The sequence below is a fragment of the Zhongshania aliphaticivorans genome (genome assembly GCF_902705855.1).
Classification (GTDB): domain Bacteria; phylum Pseudomonadota; class Gammaproteobacteria; order Pseudomonadales; family Spongiibacteraceae; genus Spongiibacter; species Spongiibacter aliphaticivorans_B.
Genome location: NZ_CACSIJ010000005.1, coordinates 1 through 4163, shown reverse-complemented (window position 1 = coordinate 4163; position 4163 = coordinate 1). Strand labels below are relative to the sequence as shown.

Below are 4163 nucleotides of genomic sequence, written 5' to 3'. Positions count from 1 at the left end.
GGGCGCCCATGCCAGCGCCGCTATATATAGTTTAATCGAAACGGCAAAAGCAAATGGCCTTGAGCCTTACGCGTATTTGCGGGAAGTGTTTACAAGACTGCCGAGCATATCCAGTGATGAAGAATTACAGGCGCTGCTACCTTGGAATGTGTCGCTCGTGTAGGGTGTGGTTAATAGAGCGCTTACTTTATTTCCGTCCTCGCAGACAATGCCTGCCTGGAAAAGCAGTAACCCACTTTACTGATTTCATCAAGTATTCGAGGCCAGGTAACATCAACTTGTTCGATGGTTAGTTTTTCAATGCGTCTTACGATGTCTTGTTCAATCTTTGCATTGATCCTTGCAGGTGTGTTTTTAAGGGTTAACTTACTCATTATTCCTACCTTAAAAATTTTATCGGTTGCTCTTGTAAGAGCGTTGCAGTATCGACACCGCTTGCTTCAATTGCACGAACCAACCCAGGAAGCTCGGTTCCAAAGTGTCGTCCGTGCCCTTCATAACGAATCCCAGCACCGACTGCCACCTTGGGATTGGCAATGAGTCGACAGAAGCCCCGAATTATCCAAGCGGTATCTGCGATACTTCTCAAAGATGGATTGTCTTTTATCGCATCAATTTCTTCGAAGTGATCTAAAATAAAATCGCTAAGCTCACCAAGAGTCTGTTTGTCATGGTCTCGTGCGTACTTATCTATGAGCATTTCTATATGCATAACAAGTCTTTCATCGTCTGCAAATAGGTGTCTATTTTTGAGTAAGTATTTTGCCTGAGCGATCATCATATGTTTTGCTTTTTCATTTTTTTCGGACAAATAGCGATTGGTCTTTTCGTCTCCTTTAACAACCCATAATTCGCCGCAGCCGACACACTTAGATTCCTTCAGTTTGATACACGGCAATGTGTAAGCCGAGTGCGAACACCAACCCCAAGGGGTAACATTAACGATTTTACCGTTGCTATTTAATGATTCAATGTACTGCCGTTCTCTCAATAGTTCCATGGTTGAGAGTAGTTCATTCTGATCGCCGTATATCATTAACGCAAACGAACCTGATTGGTCAGCAGTGCCTTCAAATGAAATTGAGTGAAATGCGGAGGTAGGTATGTCAAGCAGCAATGCTTTTTCAGGATCGGTGAGGTGCTGGTAGTTATCAATTTGCCGAATATCTTTACGTCCGGTCCACAAATTAACTAAATCGTCAGATAGCTTGTTTGAACGTTTGGCTTCACTTGATAGCCAGTGACGAATTTCATGGCTAGAAATCGACGGCGTAGCAACCTTCTTGTTTTGATCAATATAAGTTATACCGGCCTTTTTGAATAGGTTTTTTATCTCTGTCGAACTTCCAAAATATCGCCCAAAATTGCAGGTTACACAAGGTAAGGCGGCAAACCTTGTCCTCTTTGAATCAGCCGAAAGAAATAGTGCTTCTGAAACTTTGTGTTGGAAAGGTGTTTGGGTTGTACTCAAGTTACGTATACTCTTTGTGTATTCATTTTTGAAATAGCCCATCCATGTTGAAAAAGCCTGGTTTTCTGGTGCGACTTGGACGTATCCAGGTGAAATAACTTCATTCACGTCCGATCTCCAATAGTCCTTCACTTTTTTGTATATCCATCTTTTGCTAGTTTGATCGCGAACTCCGGTATTTTCGTACTTGTATTTCGGAGTACGTAGATTATTTATAAAATCATTTTTGTAGATGTTTCGGCACTCAACTTTCTGATTCCCGACACCAAGTAACCCAAGTTCTTTGTTGGTGTAGAATTCATGTTTCTCAATCCCATTGACAAATAAAAACTGTGACGGATTCGATTCGTAGTGTGCAGTAAATGCTCTGCGGTTTTCATTGAAAGAAAGTATTCGTTTGAAACAGTCCCTAGTTGTTTCTATCATTTGGGCGATGACAATTTTAGCCTTCGAATCAGCCCCTTTACTGCCTCGCTCATAAATAACCCAGTAAGGGTAGGTATCCTCTCCTGCTTTATTGCTTGCTGATTGGTATTGATCGACATTGATTAATGAATCTTTGTGAAGAGACAGGATCTCGTTGTATCGAACGGGAGCGGCGAAGCAAAGCATCATGAAGCAAATTGCCATTTTTTCGGTGTCACTGAAGAGAAATTGCCCAGATTCGTTTACATCATCAATCTGGTCGTAAAGCCTGAGTAGACAAATAATCCGTTGCCTTAAGTCATCAATTTCCGACTCTCCTGCGTAGCGTTTTTTAGAACCGCTCTTAGGGTTTTCGAACCTGAAGTTCCAAATGTTCCTCCGAGAAAACTCTGTGTGGATAGTTTTAACAATTACATGCACCCAGTTTTTAAAAGAGTCAGAGAGGCAAAACGACTCTAGCGTGGTAGCATCTACTTTGTGGATGGGGACGCCAGTTTCTTCTAAGTAATGTCTTAGGTTTCGAAAAACGTATATGATTGCTCCGGGGCGATAACTTTTTTTATCAGCTAGCAAAATTTTGAAACAAAAGCACTTGGCGATATCTAGCCATATTCCCTCAAGCGGAGTCGTGGCAGAAGTTCCATTCCCAGTACTTTTGAAATGCATCGGATGCTTGTAGTTATTTATGTGGGCTGGGAGCCATGAATCATTGGCGTAGCACGCTCCATTGTTCCGTCCGAACATGATGTTAAACTGGTGGTTTGTGTGCTCTACCCAATCATCAATAACTTGTCTTACATAAAGACCATCTCCTCGAATTTCAGACATTAACATTGATCCCTTCGATGGCTGTTTTGTTTTTCATTTCATTCACGAATACTTGAAGCTTAGCGACCGCTTCATGATATTCACTAGTTAATGCATTAGAAGTAGTGTTGTCGATATAGTCGTTGTGTTCTTGCTTAAGTGTCTCCAGCAACACATCGAATGGAGCGTCATTAAATGGATGAAATTTGTCGCAATCTGTCACGCATGAAAATGGTGCATCTCCGCATCTTCTTTGGTAGCCACACAAGCCTCCAGCTTCGATTTCGTCTGTGTGTGGATTGAAGAAAGTGACGACCTTAGATGTATCGACTTCTAACGGCCTTTCAGTTGCGCGTCTGGCGAGCTTTCTTGTAGTCTCAAAAATACCTTCAAATGCATCATCAATTAAGGCGGCAATCTCACTCGATGCGACATCGATATATACCTGTGCTGTAAAGCGACATCGATGCCGAAGGTATTGTTGAACCTCTTTCACTGAAGCACCCTCGCAAACTCGGAATGTCGCACCCGTATGTCGCGCTCTGTTTGAGTTAAATCGTAATGGATTGCCGGCACGGTTTGGAATGTCCAACTTTTTAAGAATCTCATTTAAGCGAACTGTTAGCCTTTCTGAACCAAGTCCCGAATCCCATCCATAAACGTGTGTTGAATCCATAAATAAATCGCCATTGAGACTATTTCGGATAAATATTTGGTAGTTTGATAAGTCGCCACTCACCCCCATTTTCCTAGCATGCTCTTCATAGCGTTGGTGATATGCTTTGATTAGCATGGCAGTAGTGTTAGATATTCTGCTTGGACTTTTTTCGACAGCTCCTTTCCGCGTGTAAAGATCAACAAACCAGCTCAATTCGGATCCCGCTTCCAGGCAATAAAAATCTTTCCACCTTAAAAAATCAAAAGAAGAAATCCTTTGGCCAGATTCGTAGACAAGAAACAAGAGCACTGCATCCTTAATATCAATTACTCCTTCATCCAATGCATTGCGTGCGCCCAGAAGCATTCTTGTGGCTTCTTGATGAGTTAATGTTCCGGTGTCTGGGGATATGATCGATCTGAATGTCTTCGAGTAATTATCTGCCTTTGTTACTGGAGTCAGCGGTGAAAGATCTTTGTCGTAAAAGCCAACAGCATCATAGTTGTTTAATACTCGGAGGCATTCTCTTTCGTACTTAATGAACCGTGTTCTGGTCAACAAAACCGGACACATTAATTTGCTAATTTCTCATACTGAACCGGCGATAAATCATTGTTCGATGAGTGGAGCCGGTCTAAGTTGTAATACTTGATGTAAGCTCTAACGTCACTGGTCATATGCTCGCGAGTCGGTTGGTGAAGCTTAAATATCCAGTCATGCTTTAGACTACCAAAGAATCGCTCGACCACGGCATTGTCCCAGCACGCACCCACATCACCCATAGAAGATCGTATGCCATAA

General features: G+C 42.2%; 5 protein-coding genes. 1 reads left to right on the top strand and 4 read right to left on the bottom strand.

Annotation, left to right across the window (positions count from 1 at the left end; all coding sequences use genetic code 11):
* Positions 1–163 (top strand): transposase domain-containing protein (locus GVJ32_RS04425; protein ID WP_200841335.1); only part of this gene is annotated, 163 nt, incomplete at its 5' end.
* A 19-nt stretch (positions 164–182) separates the two neighbouring features.
* On the opposite strand, the gene GVJ32_RS04420 is transcribed toward GVJ32_RS04425, so the two are convergent.
* The 4 genes from GVJ32_RS04420 to GVJ32_RS04405 form a co-directional block, all read right to left on the bottom strand.
* Positions 183–374, bottom strand: a complete 192-nt coding sequence (locus tag GVJ32_RS04420) for a hypothetical protein (protein WP_159238857.1) — start codon at positions 372–374, stop codon at positions 183–185.
* 5 nt (positions 375–379) lie between these two features.
* Positions 380–2725 carry a hypothetical protein gene (locus GVJ32_RS04415; protein ID WP_159238856.1) on the bottom strand — a complete coding sequence of 782 codons (2346 nt, stop codon included), beginning with the start codon at positions 2723–2725 and terminating at the stop codon, positions 380–382.
* Positions 2718–3923 (bottom strand): tyrosine-type recombinase/integrase, encoded by a 1206-nt coding sequence (locus GVJ32_RS04410; RefSeq protein WP_235035038.1) that lies wholly within the window; start codon positions 3921–3923, stop codon positions 2718–2720. Before GVJ32_RS04410 ends, GVJ32_RS04415 begins: the two co-directional genes overlap by 8 nt.
* Positions 3924–3934: 11 nt before the next feature.
* The coding region (locus GVJ32_RS04405) for an integrase core domain-containing protein (RefSeq protein ID WP_159238854.1) at positions 3935–4163 on the bottom strand (229 nt) is incomplete at its 5' end.

Excerpts from the sequence above, each read along its gene's own strand:
- GVJ32_RS04415 (WP_159238856.1), bottom strand. The coding sequence starts at position 2,725 with ATGTCTGAAATTCGAGGAGATGGTCTTTATGTAAGACAAGTTATTGAT.
- GVJ32_RS04420 (WP_159238857.1), bottom strand. The coding sequence starts at position 374 with ATGAGTAAGTTAACCCTTAAAAACACACCTGCAAGGATCAATGCAAAG.